1 protein-coding gene and 1 pseudogene are annotated in these 1,271 nt (G+C 68.0%); both read right to left on the bottom strand.

What is annotated here, in order from left to right:
• Positions 1-4: 4 nt before the first annotated feature.
• Positions 5-427 carry a rubrerythrin family protein gene (locus tag JYJ84_RS36950; RefSeq protein ID WP_043177896.1) on the bottom strand — a complete coding sequence of 141 codons (423 nt, stop codon included), beginning with the start codon at positions 425-427 and terminating at the stop codon, positions 5-7.
• Positions 428-804: 377 nt separating this feature from the next.
• Positions 805-1,271 (bottom strand): annotated as a pseudogene (locus JYJ84_RS36945) (RNA polymerase subunit sigma-24); the annotation flags it as partial.

Below are 1,271 nucleotides of genomic sequence, written 5' to 3'. Positions count from 1 at the left end.
CCCGTCAGTCGACGAGACTGTCCAGCGCCTTCGTATAGCGGTTCGCGTGGCTGCGTTCAGCCTTCGCGAGCGTCTCGAACCAGTTCGCGATTTCGTCGAAACCTTCGTCGCGCGCCGCCTTCGCCATGCCCGGATACATGTCGGTGTATTCGTGCGTTTCGCCGGCGATCGCCGATTCGAGATTCTGCCGCGATGAACCGAACGGCAAGCCCGTGGCCGGATCGCCGACCGCTTCCAGATATTCGAGGTGGCCGTGCGCATGGCCGGTTTCGCCTTCGGCGGTCGAGCGGAACAGCGCGGCGATGTCGTTCTGGCCTTCGACGTCAGCCTTCGAAGCGAAATACAGATAACGCCGGTTCGCCTGCGATTCGCCCGCGAATGCGGCCTTCAGGTTCTCTTCGGTTTTGCTGCCCTTGAGTTGAGCCATTTGCGCCTCCGTTCGAGTCGGCGCGGCCGCGTGCGAAGCCGGACCGATCGGGTATGTGGGGAACGATGCGGGTGCCGGGGCGCGCGCATCGTGCTCTTCAATCTAGGCGCTCGCGTTCGCATCCCCCAATAGGCTTTTTCAATCCGGGCGATAGTGCCCGGGGGGGCGTGGGGCGTGGGGCCGGGTGCGCCAGGTATATAAGTGTGCGGTGTTCCGCGTGCTTGCTGCGTGCTGCGTCCGCTCTTCCGCTCGTCCGCTCGTCCGCTCGTCCGCTCGTCCGCTCGTCCGTCCGTTCGTTCGTCCGTTCGTCCGTTCGTCCGTTCGTGCGTCCGTGCGTCCGTGCGTGCTGCATGCGTGCCGCGTCCGTGCTGCGTGCGTCACGCGTCCGTCGCGCGCCTGAGCAGCAATTCGCGTTCGCGCTCGTTGCGCGTCAGTTCCGCCGCGCGGCGGAATTCGGCCTTGGCCTCGTCGGTGCGGCCAAGCTTCGCCAGCAGGTCGCCGCGCACGCTCGGCAGCCAGTGATAGCGCGCGAGCGCGGGATCGTCGCGCAGCGCGTCGACGAGTTCGAGCGCCGCAGCGGGCCCGAACGCCATCCCCACGGCCACCGCACGATTCAGCTCGACGACGGGCGACGGTGCGACTTCGGCAAGCGCGTCATACAGCGCGACGATCTGCGCCCAGTCCGTATCCGACGCCTGCCGCGCGCGCGCATGGCAGGCGGCCAGCGCGGCCTGCAGCGCATACGGCCCGCGTACGCCGCCGAGCTTCGTCGCGCGTTCGAGCGCCGCGAGGCCGCGCCGGATCAGCAGCGGATCCCAGCGGCTGCGATCCTGGTCGAGCAGCA

The sequence above is a fragment of the Burkholderia sp. LMG 13014 genome (genome assembly GCF_905232215.1).
In the GTDB taxonomy this organism is placed as follows: Bacteria; Pseudomonadota; Gammaproteobacteria; order Burkholderiales; family Burkholderiaceae; genus Burkholderia.
This window is presented reverse-complemented; position numbering and strand designations above follow the sequence as displayed.